The 16,872-nt window shown below is 70.7% G+C and carries 17 protein-coding genes; 5 read left to right on the top strand and 12 right to left on the bottom strand.

The features are described 5' to 3' along the window. Nucleotides 1-4 precede the first annotated feature (4 nt). From AC1XX3_RS09040 to AC1XX3_RS09070, 7 genes are all read right to left on the bottom strand, one after another. Nucleotides 5-886 carry a S66 peptidase family protein gene (locus tag AC1XX3_RS09040; RefSeq protein ID WP_483320756.1) on the bottom strand — a complete coding sequence of 294 codons (882 nt, stop codon included), beginning with the start codon at nt 884-886 and terminating at the stop codon, nt 5-7. 120 nt (nt 887-1,006) lie between these two features. Continuing rightward, on the bottom strand, nt 1,007-1,270 hold the full coding sequence (locus tag AC1XX3_RS09045; RefSeq protein WP_483320757.1) for a UBP-type zinc finger domain-containing protein: 264 nt from the start codon (nt 1,268-1,270) through the stop codon (nt 1,007-1,009). A gap of 50 nt (nt 1,271-1,320) precedes the next feature. Further along, nucleotides 1,321-1,596 carry a DUF4031 domain-containing protein gene (locus AC1XX3_RS09050; RefSeq protein ID WP_483320758.1) on the bottom strand — a complete coding sequence of 92 codons (276 nt, stop codon included), beginning with the start codon at nt 1,594-1,596 and terminating at the stop codon, nt 1,321-1,323. Beyond that, complete coding sequence (locus AC1XX3_RS09055) at nt 1,593-2,300, bottom strand: copper homeostasis protein CutC (RefSeq protein WP_483320759.1); 708 nt, start codon at nt 2,298-2,300, stop codon at nt 1,593-1,595. The genes AC1XX3_RS09050 and AC1XX3_RS09055 overlap by 4 nt, the downstream gene beginning before the upstream one ends. Next, nucleotides 2,297-3,445: a dipeptidase gene (locus tag AC1XX3_RS09060; RefSeq protein WP_483320760.1), complete on the bottom strand. Its 1,149-nt coding sequence runs from the start codon at nt 3,443-3,445 to the stop codon at nt 2,297-2,299. The genes AC1XX3_RS09055 and AC1XX3_RS09060 overlap by 4 nt, the downstream gene beginning before the upstream one ends. A 101-nt stretch (nt 3,446-3,546) precedes the next feature. Beyond that, nucleotides 3,547-5,175 (bottom strand): chaperonin GroEL, encoded by a 1,629-nt coding sequence (groL, locus tag AC1XX3_RS09065; RefSeq protein WP_483320761.1) that lies wholly within the window; start codon nt 5,173-5,175, stop codon nt 3,547-3,549. A gap of 207 nt (nt 5,176-5,382) precedes the next feature. Continuing rightward, nucleotides 5,383-5,991 carry a YdeI/OmpD-associated family protein gene (locus tag AC1XX3_RS09070; RefSeq protein ID WP_483320762.1) on the bottom strand — a complete coding sequence of 203 codons (609 nt, stop codon included), beginning with the start codon at nt 5,989-5,991 and terminating at the stop codon, nt 5,383-5,385. Between the two features lie 96 nt (nt 5,992-6,087). On the opposite strand from AC1XX3_RS09070, the gene AC1XX3_RS09075 reads away from it, so the two are divergent. Both AC1XX3_RS09075 and AC1XX3_RS09080 read left to right on the top strand, forming a co-directional pair. Beyond that, a complete protein-coding gene (locus tag AC1XX3_RS09075) occupies nt 6,088-7,548 on the top strand; it encodes an MDR family MFS transporter (RefSeq protein WP_483320763.1) in 1,461 nt (486 codons plus the stop codon). Between the two features lie 36 nt (nt 7,549-7,584). After that, nucleotides 7,585-8,910 (top strand): hypothetical protein, encoded by a 1,326-nt coding sequence (locus AC1XX3_RS09080; protein WP_483320764.1) that lies wholly within the window; start codon nt 7,585-7,587, stop codon nt 8,908-8,910. A gap of 32 nt (nt 8,911-8,942) precedes the next feature. Here AC1XX3_RS09080 and AC1XX3_RS09085 read toward each other — a convergent pair whose 3' ends face one another. Then, complete coding sequence (locus AC1XX3_RS09085; protein ID WP_483320765.1) at nt 8,943-9,764, bottom strand: HAD-IIA family hydrolase; 822 nt, start codon at nt 9,762-9,764, stop codon at nt 8,943-8,945. A gap of 60 nt (nt 9,765-9,824) precedes the next feature. On the opposite strand from AC1XX3_RS09085, the gene AC1XX3_RS09090 reads away from it, so the two are divergent. Together AC1XX3_RS09090 and AC1XX3_RS09095 are read left to right on the top strand one after the other, a co-directional pair. Next, nucleotides 9,825-11,225, top strand: coding sequence for a glucose-6-phosphate dehydrogenase (locus AC1XX3_RS09090; RefSeq protein WP_483320766.1), 1,401 nt, complete (start codon nt 9,825-9,827; stop codon nt 11,223-11,225). A 90-nt stretch (nt 11,226-11,315) separates the two neighbouring features. Then, nucleotides 11,316-12,500 (top strand): zinc-dependent alcohol dehydrogenase, encoded by a 1,185-nt coding sequence (locus tag AC1XX3_RS09095; RefSeq protein WP_483320767.1) that lies wholly within the window; start codon nt 11,316-11,318, stop codon nt 12,498-12,500. 1 nt (nt 12,501) lies between these two features. On the opposite strand, the gene AC1XX3_RS09100 is transcribed toward AC1XX3_RS09095, so the two are convergent. Then, entirely contained in the window at nt 12,502-12,879 is a 378-nt protein-coding gene (locus AC1XX3_RS09100) for a VOC family protein (protein WP_483320768.1), read from the bottom strand. A 124-nt stretch (nt 12,880-13,003) separates the two neighbouring features. Between AC1XX3_RS09100 and AC1XX3_RS09105 the strand changes: the two genes are divergently transcribed. Continuing rightward, nucleotides 13,004-13,231 (top strand): DUF6458 family protein, encoded by a 228-nt coding sequence (locus AC1XX3_RS09105; protein WP_483320769.1) that lies wholly within the window; start codon nt 13,004-13,006, stop codon nt 13,229-13,231. Between the two features lie 29 nt (nt 13,232-13,260). On the opposite strand, the gene AC1XX3_RS09110 is transcribed toward AC1XX3_RS09105, so the two are convergent. Genes AC1XX3_RS09110 through thrC form a run of 3 tightly spaced genes read right to left on the bottom strand, consistent with a single transcriptional unit; the run spans nt 13,261 to nt 16,863 of the window. Beyond that, nucleotides 13,261-15,300, bottom strand: coding sequence for a RecQ family ATP-dependent DNA helicase (locus tag AC1XX3_RS09110; RefSeq protein WP_483320770.1), 2,040 nt, complete (start codon nt 15,298-15,300; stop codon nt 13,261-13,263). 4 nt (nt 15,301-15,304) lie between these two features. Then, on the bottom strand, nt 15,305-15,580 hold the full coding sequence (locus AC1XX3_RS09115) for a MoaD/ThiS family protein (RefSeq protein ID WP_483320771.1): 276 nt from the start codon (nt 15,578-15,580) through the stop codon (nt 15,305-15,307). Then, nucleotides 15,577-16,863 (bottom strand): threonine synthase, encoded by a 1,287-nt coding sequence (gene thrC / locus AC1XX3_RS09120; RefSeq protein ID WP_483320772.1) that lies wholly within the window; start codon nt 16,861-16,863, stop codon nt 15,577-15,579. Before thrC ends, AC1XX3_RS09115 begins: the two co-directional genes overlap by 4 nt. Between the last annotated feature and the right edge of the window lie 9 nt (nt 16,864-16,872).

Raw genomic sequence — 16,872 nt, forward strand, 5'->3', positions numbered from 1 at the left:
GGGCCTAGCCGGCCAGCCGCAGTCGCCCGTCGCCGAGGGTGACCTGCGCCCCGAGCGGCAGCGCCAGGTTCCGGCTGCCGTGGCCCACCGCGGCTCCGCGCAGCACCGGCACCCCCAACCCGGACAGCCGTTCGGCCAGCACCTGCTCGACCAGGGCGGCGTCGTCGCTCTCGGTGAAGTCGCCCAGCACGACGCCGACCGCGGTGGCGAACCAGCCGGCGCGCAGCAGTGAGGTCAGCATCCGGTCGACCCGATAACCGTCCTCGGCCACGTCCTCCAACAGCACCACCGACGGCGCCGTCGGCAGCGGCTCGCTGCCCAGGTCGCCGGCCAGCAGACTCAGGTTGCCGCCGATCAGCCGGCCGGTGACCTCGGCCGGCACGGATGACCCGGTGGGGTCGAGGGAATCGGTGGCGAGCATGGTGCCGTGGCAGAGCACCGCGCCGGGGTGCGGCGTCCGCAGCACCAGCTGCTGCAGCGAGGCGGCAGTGGACGGGTCGGTGAGCTGGGCGAGCGAGCCGACCGTCGGCGTGTGCCAGGTCACCAGGTCGAGCTCGCGGCCGATCCGGGTGTGCAGCGCGGTGATGTCGGAGAAGCCGAGCAGCGCCTTGGGTCCGGCGGCACGCAGGGCGTCGTAGTCGAGAAGGTCCACCATCCGCTGTGCCCCGTACCCACCGCGCGCCGCCCAGACCGCGTCGGTCGCCGGGTCCGTCCAGGCCGCGGTCAGGTCCGCGGCCCGGGTGGCGTCGTCGCCCGACAGATAGCGCAGTGTCTCGTGCTGGCCGAACGTGTGGGGACCGAAGCGGACCACGAGTCCCCAGCTCTCGAGCACGGCGGCACCGGCGCGGACCCGCTCGGCCAGGCAGGGGCCGCTCGGCGCCACCACACTCACCACCGAGCCGGGGACCAGGGGCGATGGCCAGCGCCGCCCCTCAGACAACGTCAGCCGGGGGCTCGGCGATCGTCAGCAGGATCGGCTGGCCGGCGCGTGGGGTGGCGACCGCCGTCACGCACCCACCTCGTCGGCATAGCACCAGCGCCAGGTCTCGCCCGGCTCGGCCGAGGTGATCACCGGGTGTCCGGTGTCATTGGCATGCGCAGTGGCGTGCCGGGCCGGCGAGGAGTCGCAGCACCCGACGTGGTCACAGCTGAGGCAGCGGCGCAGGTGCACCCAGGTCCCACCGACGGGGACGCAGTCGCTGCAGACGGCGGTGAAGTCGACTGGGACCTCGGTCAAGGCGATGGAGTCGAGATGCGAGCACGTAGGCACGGCAGGGTCCTTTCCTCGGATACATCTTGCACCCGCAGCGACCCGCAAAGTCAGCGTGTCCGCCCGGGCCTCGACACCTTGCGCTGCCGCAGACCGGAGCGGCGCAACACCGCGACGATCTCCCGGGTGCTGACCAGCTCGGCGCCGGCCGCCAGCGCGCTCGCGTGCCGCTCGGCCACGACGTCGTAGTGGTCGCGCTCGAACGCCTGCCGCGGCAGCCCGATCCGTGCCGCGAAGGCATGCAGCTCGTCGTAGGACACGTCGCTGACCAGGTGCGACCACAGCCGGCCGTGGCCTGGCCAGGTCGGCGGGTCGATATAGATCACGCCGGGGAGCGGCGGACGGCGTTGTCGACCAACGTGCGCCAGGTGCCGACGAGGTCCGCGTCGACGTATGCCTTGAAGGAGCCCTGCGGTCGGGCGGAGGAGCCGATGTGGAAGGCACGGATACCGGCCCGGGCCAGCCACGGCACGTGCTCGGCCATCAGGCCGCCACCGGCCATGATGGTGGCGCGGGCGAACGGGTCCTGCTGGGCGCGCCGGATCAGGTCGTCCATCCCTTCGCTGACACCGCGGGCCGACCCCGCGGTGAGCACCTGGTCGAGGCCCGGCAGCCGGGAGAGCGTACGCCAGGCCTTGTCGGTCGCGAAGCAGGAGTCGAGGGCCCGGTGGAAGGTCCAGCCGAAGTCGGGGTCGGCACCGACGATCTCGGTGACCACCTCGGCGTCGATCTCGGTGTGGGCGTTCAGGAAACCCAGCACCACGCCGTCGGCGCCGACCTGCCGGTAGGCGCTGAGCAGCCCGCGGAGCCGGACCACCTCCCCACCGTCGGTGCCGAAGCCCTCCCGCAGCCGCAGCATCACCCGGATCGGCAGGCTGGTCGCGCGGCGGACCTGGCCCACCAGGTTCGGCTCCGGCGACAGGCCGTCGAAGTCCATCGTGCCGACCAGCTCGATCCGGTCGGCCCCACCCGCCTCGGCCCGTTCCGCGTCGGCCGGGTGCAGCGCGATGACCTCCAGCAGCCCGCTCATGGCCGGTCGAGACTGTCGAAGGTGGCGATCGAGGCCGGTCGCTCCGCTCGGAGCCGGACGGCCACCCGCTCGGCGTCGGCGAAGGTCCGGATGATGTTGCGGTGCGCCAGCTTGGCCAGGTCGTCGTCGGACCAGCCGCGCTCGGCCAACGCCGCCAGCAGCGCCGGGTACGCCGACACGTCGGATAACCCGTCCGGCAGTGCGGTCACCCCGTCGAAGTCGCCGCCCAGGCCGATGTGGTCGATGCCGGCCACCTCCCGGACGTGCTCGCAGTGCGCCACCACGTCGGCCAGCGTCGCCCGCGGCGGACGACTCGGATAGCTGGCGGTGAACGTCTCCATCGCCGCCAGGTCGCGGGTGTCGACCCCGGCCTGCTCGGCGGCGGCGTTGAGCTCCAGCCCCCACGCCCGGACCGTCGGGCTGACGAACGTGGGCACGAAGGTGACCATGCAGGTGCCGCCGTTGCCCGCGAGCTGGGCCAAGATGTCGTCGGGAACGTTCCGAGGGTGGTCGCAGACGGCACGGGCCGAGGAGTGGGAGAAGATCACCGGTGCCTCGGTCACGTCCAGCGCGTCCTGCATGGTGGTGGCGGCGACGTGGGACAGGTCGACCAGCATGCCCAGCCGGTTCATCTCGGTCACCACCTCGCGGCCGAAGGCGGTCAGGCCGCCGTGGGCAGGGGTGTCGGTGGCCGAGTCGGCCCAGTCAGTGTTCTCGTTGTGGGTCAGCGTCAGATAGCGCACCCCGAGCCGATAGAGGGAGCGGAGCGTACCGAGGGAGTTGTCGATGCAGTGCCCACCCTCGGCCCCCATCAGAGAGGCGATCGGGCCACCGGTCTGGACCGTGGTCGCCAGCCCTTCGGCGGTGGTGACCAGCACCAGCTCCACCCGATAGCGCTCGATCATCTCCGAGACCGCGTCGATCTGCTCCAGCGTGGCTGTCACCGCCTGCTGCCCGGTCAGGCTGCACGGGACGTAGACCGACCAGAACTGGGCACCCACACCGCCGGCCCGCATCCGCGGCAGATCGGTGTGCAGCTGGGGCTGAGGTGCCGCTATGTCGACCGCGGTGAAGTCGTAGCCCACCTTGCGCATCGCCCAAGGCAGATCGTTGTGTCCGTCGACGACCGGGATCGGTGTGCTCACGACACCATCCTCGCGTACTTGTGCCCCCAAACGCACGAAGGCGGCCCCGAACGGGACCGCCTTCGTGGCGAGCGTTTCTCGGCCGGAGCCGAGAGCCGGACTCAGAAGTCCATGCCACCCATGCCCGGGTCGCCGCCGGCGGGAGCGGCCGGAGCCTTCTCCGGCTTGTCGGCGATGACGGCCTCGGTGGTCAGGAACAAGGCGGCGATCGAGGCTGCGTTCTGCAGCGCCGAGCGGGTCACCTTGGTCGGGTCCGGGACACCGGCAGCCAGCAGGTCGACGTACTCACCCGTGGCGGCGTTCAGACCGTGACCGGCCGGCAGGCTCTTGACCTTCTCGACCACGACGCCACCCTCGAGGCCGGCGTTGACGGCGATCTGGCGCAGCGGGGCCTCGACGGCCACGCGGACGATCGCGGCACCGGTCGCCTCGTCGCCTTCCAGCGACAGGGTCTCGAACACCACGGCGGCAGCCTGGACCAGCGCGACGCCGCCACCGGCGACGACACCCTCTTCGACGGCGGCCTTCGCGTTGCGAACGGCGTCCTCGATGCGGTGCTTGCGCTCCTTGAGCTCGACCTCGGTGGCCGCGCCGACCTTGATCACGGCAACGCCACCGGCCAGCTTGGCCAGTCGCTCCTGCAGCTTCTCGCGGTCATAGTCGGAGTCGGAGTTCTCGATCTCGTTGCGGATCTGGGTCACCCGGCCGGCGATCTGGTCGGAGTCACCTGCACCCTCGATGATCGTGGTCTCGTCCTTGGTGACCAGCACCTGACGGGCCCGGCCGAGGAGCTCCAGGCCGACACCGTCGAGCTTGAGGCCGACCTCTTCGCTGATGACCTGACCACCGGTGAGGATGGCGATGTCGGTCAGCATGGCCTTGCGGCGGTCGCCGAAGCCCGGAGCCTTGACGGCGACGGACTTGAAGGTGCCGCGGATCTTGTTCACGATCAGTGCGGCCAGAGCCTCACCGTCGACGTCCTCGGCGATCACGACGAGCGGCTTGCCCGACTGCATGACCTTCTCGAGGATCGGAAGAACATCCTTGAGGGTGGAGATCTTGGAGTTGACGATCAGCACGTACGGGTCGTCGAGGACGGTCTCCATCCGCTCCGTGTCAGTCACGAAGTAGGGCGAGATGTAGCCCTTGTCGAACCGCATGCCCTCGGTGAGCTCGAGCTCGAGGCCGAAGGTGTTGGACTCGTCGACGGTGATGACGCCTTCCTTGCCGACCTTGTCCATCGCCTCGGCGATGATCTCGCCGACCGTCGGGTCCCCGGCGGAGATCGAGGCGGTGGCCGCGATCTGCTCCTTGGTCTCCACGTCGGTCGCGGTCTTGGCCAGCTGCTCGACGATGGCGGCGACGGCCTTCTCGATGCCCTTCTTCAGGCTCATCGGGTTGGCGCCGGCGGTCACGTTGCGCAGTCCCTCACGGACCAGCGCCTGGGCCAGCACGGTGGCGGTGGTGGTGCCGTCGCCGGCGACGTCGTCAGTCTTCTTGGCGACCTCCTTGACGAGCTCGGCACCGATCTTCTCGTACGGGTCCTCGAGCTCGATCTCCTTGGCGATGGAGACGCCGTCGTTGGTGATGGTGGGGGCGCCCCACTTCTTCTCCAGGACGACGTTGCGGCCCTTCGGGCCGAGGGTGACCTTGACGGCGTCGGCGAGCTGGTTCATGCCCCGCTCGAGGCCGCGCCGGGCCTCAGTGTTGAAAGAGATAAGTTTTGACATTAATCCGCGAGTCCTCCCGCGTGCAGGCGGTCGTAGCCGCCGACTAGTTGGCATGGATGATCGTTCTGTCTCGCAAACGATGCCCGCGACGGACGATCCACGAAGGACCTCACCGCTTGAGAGGTGGCACTCTCACGAGGAGAGTGCTAACTCAGTTTTAGCACTCTCCCCTGGAGAGTGCAAACACCTGGGGCAGCATCCGGACCGTCAGCGAGGCGGCCGCTCCCGCTGCGGATAGATCGTCTCGCCGCGGGCCAGCATCGCCACCAGCTGCTCGATCCGCCGCGCCCGGGTCTCGGGCCGCTTGGCCTGACCGATCCGATGGATCACGGTGAACCGGTTCTGGCTGCTGGCCGCGGCGAACCTCGCCGCGGCGGCGGGGTCCGCCGCCAGGGCCGCGGCCAAGTCCGCGGGCACCTCCACGGTGGCCGGACCGGCGTACGCCGCGGCCCAGCGACCGTCGGCCCGGGCCCGTTCCACCTCGGCCAGTCCGCGCGGCTGCATCCGTCCCTCGGCGATCAGCCGTTCGGCCCGGGCGGTGTTGATCTGCGACCACACGCTCTGCGCACGCCGCGGGGTGAACCGGATGAAGTAGGTCGACTCGTCGTGCCGACGGCCCTGACCGTCGATCCAGCCGAAGCACAGGCCCTCCAGCACCGCGGCCTCGTACCGCAGCGTGGTCGGCTCGGTGGTGCCCTTGCGGGCCAGCATCAGCCAGACCCCCACCGGGTCGTCGGCGTGCTCGGTCAGCCAGGTGCGCAGCGCAGCCGCATCCGGCACGGTCAGCTCGGCGAGCTCTGGGGTGGTTCGGGCCATGACGGCAGTCAACCACCGGGTACTGACAGTTATCCGCCCTACGAGATACTGCGTCGAGGCGGGAATGCGACCGCCGGAACAGAGGTTGGCACGGTCATGGCCACAGAGCAGACGCAGCAGCCGATCCGCCGGGCTGACGTCGGGCTCAGGTCCGAGCGGGGTCCGGTGCTGCTGGCCGTGATGCTGAGCACCGGCCTGGTCGCCATCGACGCCACCATCATCGCCACCGCTGTGCCCTCGATCGTCGACGACCTCGGCGGCTTCAGCCAGTTCCCGTGGCTGTTCTCCATCTATCTGCTGGCTCAGGCGGTCTCGGTCCCGATCTACGGCAAGTTCTCCGACGTCGTCGGACGCAAGCCGATCATGCTGCTCGGCATCGGGCTGTTCGTGCTCGGATCGGTCCTGTGCGGCTTCGCCTGGAGCATGCCGACCCTGATCGTGGCCAGAGCCATCCAGGGTCTCGGTGCCGGCGCCGTGCAGCCGACCAGCATGACCATCGTCGGCGATCTGTACTCGCTGGCCGAGCGGGCCAAGGTGCAGGGCTACGTCGCGAGCGTGTGGGGCATCTCCGCGGTGGTCGGACCGACGCTGGGCGGGATCTTCTCCGACTATCTCAGCTGGCGCTGGATCTTCTTCGTCAATGTCCCGCTGGCCGGGGTGGCCGCCTGGATGATCGTGCGTCACCTGTCGGAGTCGGTGACCCACACCAAGCATCGGATCGACTACGCCGGCGCCGTGCTGCTCACGATCGGGTCCTCGCTGGTCATCCTCGGCCTGCTCGAGGGCGGCGTGCTGTGGCGGTGGCTGTCGCTGCCCAGCGTCGCCATCCTGGCCGGCGGCGTGCTGCTGCTGGTGGCGTTCGCGTTCGTCGAGCGCCGGGCCAGCGAGCCGATCCTGCCCGGCTGGATCCTGCGCCGGCGGGTCCTCAACGGCGCCAACCTGACCAGCCTGGCGGTTGGCGTGATGGTCATGGGCCTGACCTCGTACGTCCCGCTGTTCGTCCAGGGCGTGCTCGGAACCTCGGCCCTGGTCGCGGGCTTCGCGCTGGCCGCGCTGACCCTCGGCTGGCCGATCGCGGCGTCGCAGGCCGGCCGGCTCTATCTGCGGATCGGGTTCCGCGACACCGCGTTGCTCGGCTCCGTCCTGGTGGTGGCCGGGGCAGTGCTGCTGGTGCTGCTGTCGGCACAGAGCTCGGTCTGGGAGGTCGGCCTCACCTGCTTCGTGCTCGGCCTCGGGATGGGGCTGATCGCCAGCCCGACGCTGGTGGTGGCCCAGTCGGTGGTCGACTGGCAGAGCCGCGGCGTGGTCACCGGCACCAACATGTTCGCCCGCTCGATGGGCAGCGCGCTCGGCATCGCCGTCTTCGGCGCCATCGCCAACGCCACCCTGGCCGGCGGCTCGACCGGCACTGCCGGGGGCCATGCCACGACCACCAGCGACGTCTCTGCCGCAGTGTTGGATCCGGCGATGCACGACGTGTTCGTCGCCGCCGCCGTGGTCTCAGCGCTGCTGGTCGCGGCCATCCTGCTCATCCCCCGCCGGATCGAGACCGTCTGACCCGCGGGCACCGTCTCGGCGAACTACAGTGACGCCATGGGGGTGCCCCTGCAGCGGCGCAGACGTCTCCGGCGCTTCGCGGCGCTGGCCGTCGCCGGCTGCCTGCTGCTGGCCGGCTGCACCTGGTCCGAGCAGGAACCGGGCTTGTTCGCCTCCCGCCGCCCCGAACCGCCGACCGGCCGGTCCCCCGCTGCCGCGCCCCGGCCCGCGGCCAGCAACCCCGACCTGCCAGTGGTCGGCAGCGCCGTGTGGACGTCGGCCGACGGCGTCGGCGTCCAGGTCCGGATCGCCGTACACGCCGTCCGCCGGATCTCGGGAGCGACGGTGCTGGACTGGTCGGTCACGCCCCTCAGCGCGCCCGGCCTGCAGACAGGTGAGGAGGTCCCCGCCTCGGTGAACCTCAGCCTGTCGCGGTTCGGCGAGGGCAACGCCAACGTGTTCCTGGTCGACGCCTTCGCCCGCCGGCTCTATCGGCCGCTGACCCATCGGGACCCCGACGCCCTCCAGCACTGCCTGTGCACCCCGATCTGGGTGGCTCAGCGCGGCCTGAGGATCGGCGAGACGCGGCTGCTTCAGATCGCCTACCCGGCCCTGCCGGCCTCGGTACGGATGGTGGACGTGGCCGTGGCGACCGTACCGATGTTCTGGCATGTGCCCGTGACCCCCGAGCAGCTGGTACCGCTGGCCACCAGACCGGTGGACCTCGCGGGCCCGGTGATCGCGGACCGACCCCGGGCCCGCACCGCCGCGTTCGACTATCGCGGCCAGCGACTCCGGGTCGAGATCGACTCAGTGACCTCAGCCAGCACGTTCGCGTCGGTGCGCTGGACCATCCGCTCGCTGACCAACGGTGACGGCGTCTCGACCGCCGACCGCACCCCGCTGGCCGAAAAACCGGCCCCGACCGTGCGGCCCTACAGCGCCGCCGCGGCGAGCGGCCCGCGCTTGCTGCCGCACGGCGGCGACCCGACCACAGCGCTGCGGGCCCGACTGGCCACGGCGCGGTTGCGAGGCCTCGGCGAGCTCGAGTGTCTGTGCAGCGACCTGCGGTTGGAGGTGGGGGCGCTCCGTCAGGCCGGCAAGCAGGTCACGGTGGTGACCACCTTCCCGCCGCTGCCCCAGGGCACCAGCCGGGTCGACGTGGTGCTGCCGGGGCTGGCGGCGCTCCGCGACCTCGCGGTCACCCCGGCCGGCGACGGCGCCGCGCAGTCGGCCCCACCGGTGGCGCACCGCGGCCGGACCTGGGTCTATTCGCCTAGCGATCCGCCGACCGGCTGGCCGGTCGAGGGGTGGCCGACGCCGCTGCCGGCTCGCAGCCAGCTCGGCGACTACCTGGCCACCGTCGACCGCCTGGTCCGCTGATCAGCCGGTTCGCTGACCGTTGCGCGCCACCCTCAGTCGGTGCTCGGCTCCTCGTCCTCGCGCGGCGACAGCTCGGCGACCAGTGGCACCATGTCGGCGACCGAGTCGACCACCCGGGTCGGCCGGTAGGGGAAGGAGCTGACCTGCTCTGCGGTGGTGGAGCCGGTCAGCACCAGCACGGTCCGCAGCCCTGCCTCGATACCGGCGATCACGTCGGTCTCCATCCGGTCCCCCACCATCACCGTCGACTCCGAATGGGCATCGATCCGGTTCAGGGCCGACCGCATCATCAGCGGATTGGGCTTGCCGACGTAGTAGGGCTGCACACCGGTGGCCCGGGTGATCAACGCTGCCACCGAGCCGGTGGCCGGCAACGGCCCTTCCGGTGACGGCCCGGTGGCATCCGGGTTGGTCGCGATGAAGCGGGCACCCTTCTCCAGCAGCCGGATGGCGGTGGTGATCGCCTCGAACGAATAGGTCCGGGTCTCGCCCAGCACCACATAGTCGGGATCGCGCTCGGTCAGCACGAACCCCACCTCATGCAGCGCCGACGTGAGGCCCGCCTCGCCGATCACGTACGCGGATCCGCCGGCGCTCTGGTCGGCCAGGAACTGTGCGGTGGCCAGCGCCGAGGTCCAGATCGACTCCTCCGGCAGGTCGATGCCGTTGTCCCGCAGCCGGGCCCGCAGGTCACGGGCGGTGAAGATCGAGTTGTTGGTCAGCACCAGGAAGCGGCGCCCGCACGCCTGCAGGGCGGCGATGAAGTCGGCAGCACCCGGGATGGCGCGCTGCTCATGCACCAGCACACCGTCCATGTCGGTGAGCCAGCAGGCGACTGGGGGACGTTCCATCATGGACCGACCCTAATCCTGCCCTGCCGACAGTGGCAGATGATTCGTTGCGATACTGGCGCGGTGGCCACTGACACCGACGAACCGACCGTCTTCATCCTCTACGGCGGCACCGGCGACCTCGCCCGCCGCATGGTGCTGCCCGCCGTCTACGACCTGTTCTCCCGCGGCCTGCTGCCGGCGAGGTGGAAGCTGGTCGGCAACGGACGCGGCGACGTGGCCCACGAGGACTTCCGCGCCCACGTGCTGGAGTCACTGACCGAGTTCGCCACCGAACCGGAGCCCGCAGCGTGGCAGGAGTTCGCGGCCAACCTGCTGTTCGCCGGCGGCGGCTTCCGCGAGGACGACCCGGGCAGCCTGTTGGACGTGATCAGCCAGGCCGGCGACGACCTCGGCGGGGATCCGGCCCTGATCCACTATCTGGCCACCCCGCCGCAGACCTTCGAGGCGACCACCCGGGCACTGCAGGCCCACGATCTGGCGAACAACGCCAAGGTGGTCTACGAGAAGCCGTACGGGGAGTCGCTGGACGGGTTCCACGCCCTGGACGAGCTGGTGCACAGCATCTTCGACGAGGAGCAGGTGTATCGGATCGACCACTTCCTGGGCAAGGAAGCCACCCAGAACCTGCATCTGGCCCGGTTCACCAACCGGCTGTTCGCCGATGCGTGGAACCGGGAGCATCTGCAGCAGGTGCAGGTCGACGTGCCGGAGACCCTCGACATCGCCGACCGCGCCGACTTCTACGACGCGACCGGCGCCGCCTTGGACATGCTGGTCACCCACCTCTTCCAGGTGGCCGCCGAGGTCGCCATGGAGCCGCCGACCGACCTGTCCGCCGAGTCGCTGCAGCTCGCCCGTGAGGCGGTCATCTCCGCTTTCCGCCCGCTGGATCCCGACGAGGTGGTGCTCGGGCAGTTCCGCAGCTATCGCGACACCGAGGGCGTCGCCGATGACTCCAGCACCGACACCTATGTCGCCGCTCGGCTCTGGATCGACACCGACCGCTGGCGCGACGTCCCGTTCGTGCTCCGCACCGGCAAGCGGCTGGCCGCCAGCGCCCAGCGGGTCAGCCTGATCTTCAAGCCGGCCGAGGGCCCGGTGCACTCCACCGGCACCACCCCCGACGTACTCGCCTTCGACCTCAGCGGCAGCGGTGCCATCGAGATCCAGCTGACGGTGAAGAAGCCGGGGCCCTTGGCGGAGCCGGCCGAGAGCTGCACGACCCTGCAGCTGGCCAACGTGTCCGAGGGCTCGATCGCCCCGTACGCCTCGCTGCTGCACGACGTGCTGGCCGGCGACCGGTCGCTGTTCACCAGCTCGGCCGGACTGGAGGCCGCCTTCACCGCGTTCGCACCGCTGCAGGGAGACCGGCGCCCCGACGTGGTGCTCTATGACGACGACAGCTGGGGCCCGGCCCAGGCCGAGGCGCTGACCGGGCATGTGGGGTGGCAGCTGCGCTGAGGGTGGCCCGGCCGCGTTCGGGGATCCCTTATACGGTGTGAAGACGCGCCGTCAGCCCGCTGGCGGCCCACCCGAGGGAAGGACGACCCCATGAAGGCAGTCACCTGGCAGGGCAAGCGCAAGGTCTCGGTCGACACCGTTGCAGATCCCAAGATCGAGCAGCCGACCGACGCGATCATCAAGGTCACCAGCACCAACATCTGCGGCTCCGACCTGCACCTGTACGAGACGCTGGGCGCGTTCATGAACCCCGGCGACATCATCGGCCACGAGCCGATGGGCATCGTCGAGGAGGTCGGCGGCCAGACCGGTGACCTGAAGGTCGGCGACCGGGTGGTGATCCCGTTCCAGATGTCGTGCGGCAGCTGCTTCATGTGCGACCAGACGCTCTACACCCAGTGCGAGACGACCCAGGTACGCGACGCCGGCAGCGGCGCGGCCCTGTTCGGCTATTCCTCGCTCTACGGCTCCGTGCCCGGTGGCCAGGCCGAATATCTGCGGGTCCCGCAGGCCCAGTTCACTCACATCCAGGTACCCGAGGGTCCGTCCGACGACCGCTTCGTCTATCTCTCCGACGTCCTCCCGACGGCCTGGCAGGCGGTGGCCTACGCCGCGGTGCCCGACGGCGGAACCCTCGTCGTGCTCGGCCTCGGCCCGATCGGTGACATGGCCTGCCGGATCGCCCAGACCCTGCCGATCGCTCGGGTGATCGGCGTCGACCTGGTGCCCGAGCGGCTCGCCCGGGCGCGGGCCCGCGGGGTCGAGGTGGTCGACCTCAACGAGGCCGGCGACGACCTCGGCGATGTGATCCGGGAGATGACCGGCGGTCGCGGCCCGGACGCTGTCGTCGACGCTGTCGGCATGGAGGCTCACGGCTCACCGGTGGCGTCGCTGGTGCAGCGGTTCGCCGGCCTGCTGCCGGACGCCGTCGCGCAGCCGTTGATGGAGAAGGCGGGCGTGGATCGGCTGGCCGCGCTCCATGCCGCGATCGACATCGTCCGCCGCGGCGGCACCGTCTCCCTCAGCGGGGTGTACGGCGGGATGGCCGACCCGATGCCGATGATGATGATGTTCGACAAGCAGATCCAGCTGCGGATGGGTCAGGCCAACGTGAAGAAGTGGGTGCCGGACATCCTGCCGCTGCTGAACGACGAGGATGTGCTCGGCGTGGACACCTTCGCCACCCACCACCTCCCGCTGGACCAGGCGCCGCACGCGTACGAGATCTTCCAGAAGAAGCTGGACGGCGCCGTCAAGATCGTGCTCAAGCCCTGAGTCAGTCGATGAAGAGGCAGAACGGGTGGCCGTCCGGGTCGAGATAGACCCGGACGTCCTCCTGCGGCTGGAAGGCCGCGAGCTTCGCTCCGGCCGCCTGGGCGAAGGCCCCCGACTCGTCCAGGTCGTCGACCTCGATGTCGAGGTGGGCCATCATCCGCTGGTCGTTCGGACCGGCCGGCCAGATCGGGCGGACATAGTTCTCCTCCAGCTGGAACGAGAGCCCGGTGTCGCCGTGGGCGGGCCGGAGCACGATCCAGTCCGGTTCGTCCTCGGCCCGCCGCCAGCCCAGCAGCTGTTGATAGAACGTGGCCAAGGCCGGCGGATCGGGTGTGTCCAGCACCACCCCAGAGAGCGTCATCTTAGGCGCATTACTCATGTGTCCTCCTTGGCACGGTCCGGGTCCCCAGGCTAGACGAGACCTGCCGCTAGGGTGAGGCGAAGTCAATGGTCAGACCATCGACGTGCTCCGCACCGGAGCCACACGATCAAGGAGTACGCACATGGGTCTCGGAGTCGGAATCTTCCTGCTGGTCGTCGGTGGCATCCTCGCCTTCGGCGTACGCGACCAGTGGAGCGCGGTCGATCTCACCGCCATCGGTTATGTCTGTCTCGCCGTCGGGTTCTTGGCGATCATCTTGTCGCTGGTGATCCAGCAGCAGCGGCGCAAGACCAGCCACACCTCGGTGGTCGAGCGTCGCGACGACCGCATCCCGCCGCCGGCCGTCTGAGGCCGGCCCTCCGGTTCCAGCCGGAGGAGTCAGGGCAGCTGGTGGATGGCGAGCGGCAGCACGCGCGTGGCGCCCACCTCGGCCAGCAGGGCCGACGCGACGGTGATCGTCCACCGGGTCCGGATCACGTCGTCGACCAGCAGCACCGGGCCGTCGAAGGACACCCCGGGGATGACTGACGTCCGCGCCAGCAGGTCCTTGGCCCGCACCGAGGAGGCCGACTCGGCGGCCGGTGGCGGCCCGGTGACCTGCAACGCCTCCACCAGCGGCAGCCGGCCCACCTCGGCCAGGTGCGCGGCGATGGAGCCGACCAGCTGCGGATAGCGGCGCGACGGCATCGGCACCACCGCGACCGGGCGGTCCCAGGTCCGCGACCAGCGTCGCAGCGTGTCGACGCAGGCCTGCAGGATCTCGTCCGGGGCGGGTCCGTCCTGGTGCCACAGCGTGGCCAGGGTGTCCTGCCAGGCCGGGTCGTCGGCGAACGCGATCGCCCGCCCGGGCGCCACCCCGGCGATCCGGCCCTTGCGCGGCGCCAACCCGGACACCCACATCTTGCGCGGCTCGACCACCACGTCCTGGCCACGGAAATACGTCCGCGCTCGGTCGACGGTGTCGGGATGCGGCTTCGCGCCCGGGGCGGGCAGCTGCCCGTCGCAGACCGAGCAGCGGCCGCACGGCTTCGGGTCGGGGTCGTCGAGGGCCCGCTGCAGGAACTCCATCAGGCAGCCCTCGCCGTGGGCGTAGCGGCGCATCAGGTCGGCCTCGGCGGCGCGGACCCGGCGCAGCTCGGCCCACTTGCGCTGGTCGAAATACCAGGGGGTGCCGGTGGCCGCCCAGCCGCCCTGCTGGCGGACCACGGCATCGTCGACCGCGAGGATCTTCAGCATGGTCTCCAGCCGGCCGCGGCGGATGCCGGTGGCCGACTCCAGCGCCGGCACTGACGCCGGGCCGTCGCGGAGCGCGTCCAGCACCTGCTCCACCTGGCGCTCGTCGGGGATCCCGGCGGTGGCGAAGTAGTCCCAGATCCGCTCGTCGGACTCGGCCGGGACCAGCACGGCGGTGGCGTCGGCCAGCGCCCGGCCGGCGCGACCGACCTGCTGGTAGTAGGCCACTGGGGAGGCCGGCGAGCCGAGGTGGATGCAGAACGCCAGGTCCGGCTTGTCATAGCCCATGCCCAGGGCGGAGGTGGCGATCAGCGCCTTGACCTCGTTGCGCCGCAGCCGGTCCTCCAGGCCCTCACGGTCCTCGGACTGACCGGAGTATGCGGCCACGTCCAGCCCCTGGGACTGCAGGAAGCCGGCCACCCGCTGGGTCTCGGCCACGGTGAGCACGTAGACGATGCCGGAGCCGGGCAGCTCCCGCAGCGCGTCGGCCACCCAGGCGTAGCGCTCCAGCGGGGTGAGCGGCGGGATGACCGCGAGCCGCAGCGAGGCGCGGGCCAGCGAGCCGCGCAGGGTGACGGTGCCCTCCCCCAGCTGGTGGGCGACGTCGACGGTGACCCGCTCGTTGGCGGTGGCGGTGGTGGCCAGCACCGGGGTGCGCGGCGCCAGCGCGAGGAGCGTCCGGGTCAGTCGCTGATAGTCCGGGCGGAAGTCGAAGCCCCAGTCCGAGACGCAGTGCGCCTCGTCGATGACCAGCAGCCCGCAGGCGCCGAGCAGGTCCGGGAGCCGGGCGGCGAAGGAGGGGTTGGCCAGCCGCTCCGGGGAGATCAGCAGCACGTCCAGCCGGTCGGCGGCGATGTCGGCGAACACGCCCGACCAGTCGTCGACGTTGGTGGAGTTGATCGTGGCGGCCCGCAGCCCGGCGCGCTCGGCGGCGGCGATCTGGTCCCGCATCAGCGCCAGCAGCGGCGACACGACCAGGGTCGGACCGCCGCCTGCCCGGCGCAGCGCAGCTGTGGCGCCCCAGTAGACGGCCGACTTGCCCCAGCCGGTGGCCTGGACCACCAGGACCCGCTGGCGGTGCTCGACCAGCTGCTCGACCGCGGTGATCTGGTCCGGCCGCGGCCGGGCGTCGGGTCCGGCGACCGCGACGATGGTGTCGGCGAGGGCAGCCGCCGCGCCGGTCACCGGCTCAGCCGCCGGCGACAGCGGGGATGATCGAGATCTTGGCCGCGTCCGGGACCTCGGCGTCCAGCCCGCCGACGAAGCGAACGTCCTCGTCGCCGATGTAGATGTTGACGAAGCGGCGAAGCGCGCCGGTGTCGTCCAGCACCCGGGCGCGGATGCCGGGGTGGCTGGCCTCCAGCGACTCGAGCACCTGGGCCAGGGTCGCGCCCTCGGCGCTCACCTCGTTGGCACCGCCGGTGTAGCTGCGCAAGATGGTGGGGATGCGTACGGTGGCGCTCATCCGCGGTACTCCTTCCAGAACTCCGCGAACGCCTCATAGCGTGGCGCGATGGTGGTCTTCGGGCCGACCTTGCCGGCCACGGCGTCGAGGGTCTTGAGCCCGTCACCGGAGTTGATCACGACAGTCTCGGCGTCGGGGTCGAGCGCTCCGTCGGCGATCAGCTTGGCCGTGACGCCGACGGTGACGCCGCCGGCGGTCTCGGCGAAGATGCCCTCGGTGCGGGCCAGCCGCCGAATGTTCTCGACCACCGTCTCGTCGTCGACGTCGGTGATGAGGCCGCCGGTGCGCCGGACCACGTCCAGCACGTACGGCCCGTCGGCCGGGTTGCCGATGGCCAGCGACTTGGCGATGGTGTCCGGCTTGACCGGCTTCACCACGTCATGGCCGGCGCGGTAGGCCTGGGCGATCGGCGAGCAGCCGGTGGCCTGGGCGCCGAAGATCTTGACAGGCTTCTCCTCGACCAGGCCGAGGGCGATCAGCTCGGCGATGCCCTTGTCGATCTTGGTCAGCTGCGAGCCGGAGGCGACCGGGATGACGATCTGGTCCGGCAGCCGCCAGCCGAGCTGCTCGGCGATCTCGTATGCCAGGGTCTTGGACCCCTCGGCGTAGTAGGGCCGGACGTTGACGTTGACGAACGCCCAGCCGTCCTCCTCGCCGGCGATCTCGCTGGCCAGCTTGTTGACGTCGTCGTAGGTGCCCTGCACCGCGACCAGGGTGGTGTCGTAGACCGCCGAGGCGATGATCTTCTGCTGCTCGAGGTTCTCCGGCACCAGGACCACCGAGGTGATGCCGGCGCGGGCCGCGGCGGCGGCAACGGCGTTGGCAAGGTTGCCGGTGCTCGGGCAGGCCAGCACCTGGAAGCCGAGCTCGCGGGCGGCCGACAGGGCGACTGCCACGACGCGGTCCTTGAACGAGTGGGTCGGGTTGCCGGAGTCGTCCTTGACCCACAGCTGACGCAGCCCAAGGTCGGCGGCCAGGTTGCCGGCGTCGACCAGGCGGGTGAAGCCGGGATCGGTGGAGCGGAAGGTGGCGATGTCGGCCGGCACCGGCAGCAGCGGAGCGTACCGCCAGATGCTCTTCGGGCCGGCTTCGATCTGGGCCCGGGTGATCTTCCCGAAGGCGTAGCCGACCTCGAGCGGGCCGAAACACTCCATACAGGCGTAGAACGGGCCGAGCCCGGTCTTCTCGCCGCAGGCGCGACAGACGAGGTGGGTGGCGTTGCCGAAGGCGCCCGGACGGGCACCGGCAACGGCAGGGAACTGGGTGTCGAGCACCGCGGTCATGCGATCAGT

It is taken from the genome of Microlunatus sp. M237, from assembly GCF_056896895.1.

Excerpts from the sequence above, each read along its gene's own strand:
- AC1XX3_RS09055 (WP_483320759.1), bottom strand. The coding sequence starts at position 2,300 with ATGAGCGGGCTGCTGGAGGTCATCGCGCTGCACCCGGCCGACGCGGAA.
- groL (WP_483320761.1), bottom strand. The coding sequence starts at position 5,175 with ATGTCAAAACTTATCTCTTTCAACACTGAGGCCCGGCGCGGCCTCGAG.
- AC1XX3_RS09070 (WP_483320762.1), bottom strand. The coding sequence starts at position 5,991 with ATGGCCCGAACCACCCCAGAGCTCGCCGAGCTGACCGTGCCGGATGCG.
- AC1XX3_RS09075 (WP_483320763.1), top strand. The coding sequence starts at position 6,088 with ATGGCCACAGAGCAGACGCAGCAGCCGATCCGCCGGGCTGACGTCGGG.
- AC1XX3_RS09080 (WP_483320764.1), top strand. The coding sequence starts at position 7,585 with ATGGGGGTGCCCCTGCAGCGGCGCAGACGTCTCCGGCGCTTCGCGGCG.
- AC1XX3_RS09085 (WP_483320765.1), bottom strand. The coding sequence starts at position 9,764 with ATGATGGAACGTCCCCCAGTCGCCTGCTGGCTCACCGACATGGACGGT.
- AC1XX3_RS09095 (WP_483320767.1), top strand. The coding sequence starts at position 11,316 with ATGAAGGCAGTCACCTGGCAGGGCAAGCGCAAGGTCTCGGTCGACACC.
- AC1XX3_RS09100 (WP_483320768.1), bottom strand. The coding sequence starts at position 12,879 with ATGAGTAATGCGCCTAAGATGACGCTCTCTGGGGTGGTGCTGGACACA.
- AC1XX3_RS09105 (WP_483320769.1), top strand. The coding sequence starts at position 13,004 with ATGGGTCTCGGAGTCGGAATCTTCCTGCTGGTCGTCGGTGGCATCCTC.
- AC1XX3_RS09115 (WP_483320771.1), bottom strand. The coding sequence starts at position 15,580 with ATGAGCGCCACCGTACGCATCCCCACCATCTTGCGCAGCTACACCGGC.
- thrC (WP_483320772.1), bottom strand. The coding sequence starts at position 16,863 with ATGACCGCGGTGCTCGACACCCAGTTCCCTGCCGTTGCCGGTGCCCGT.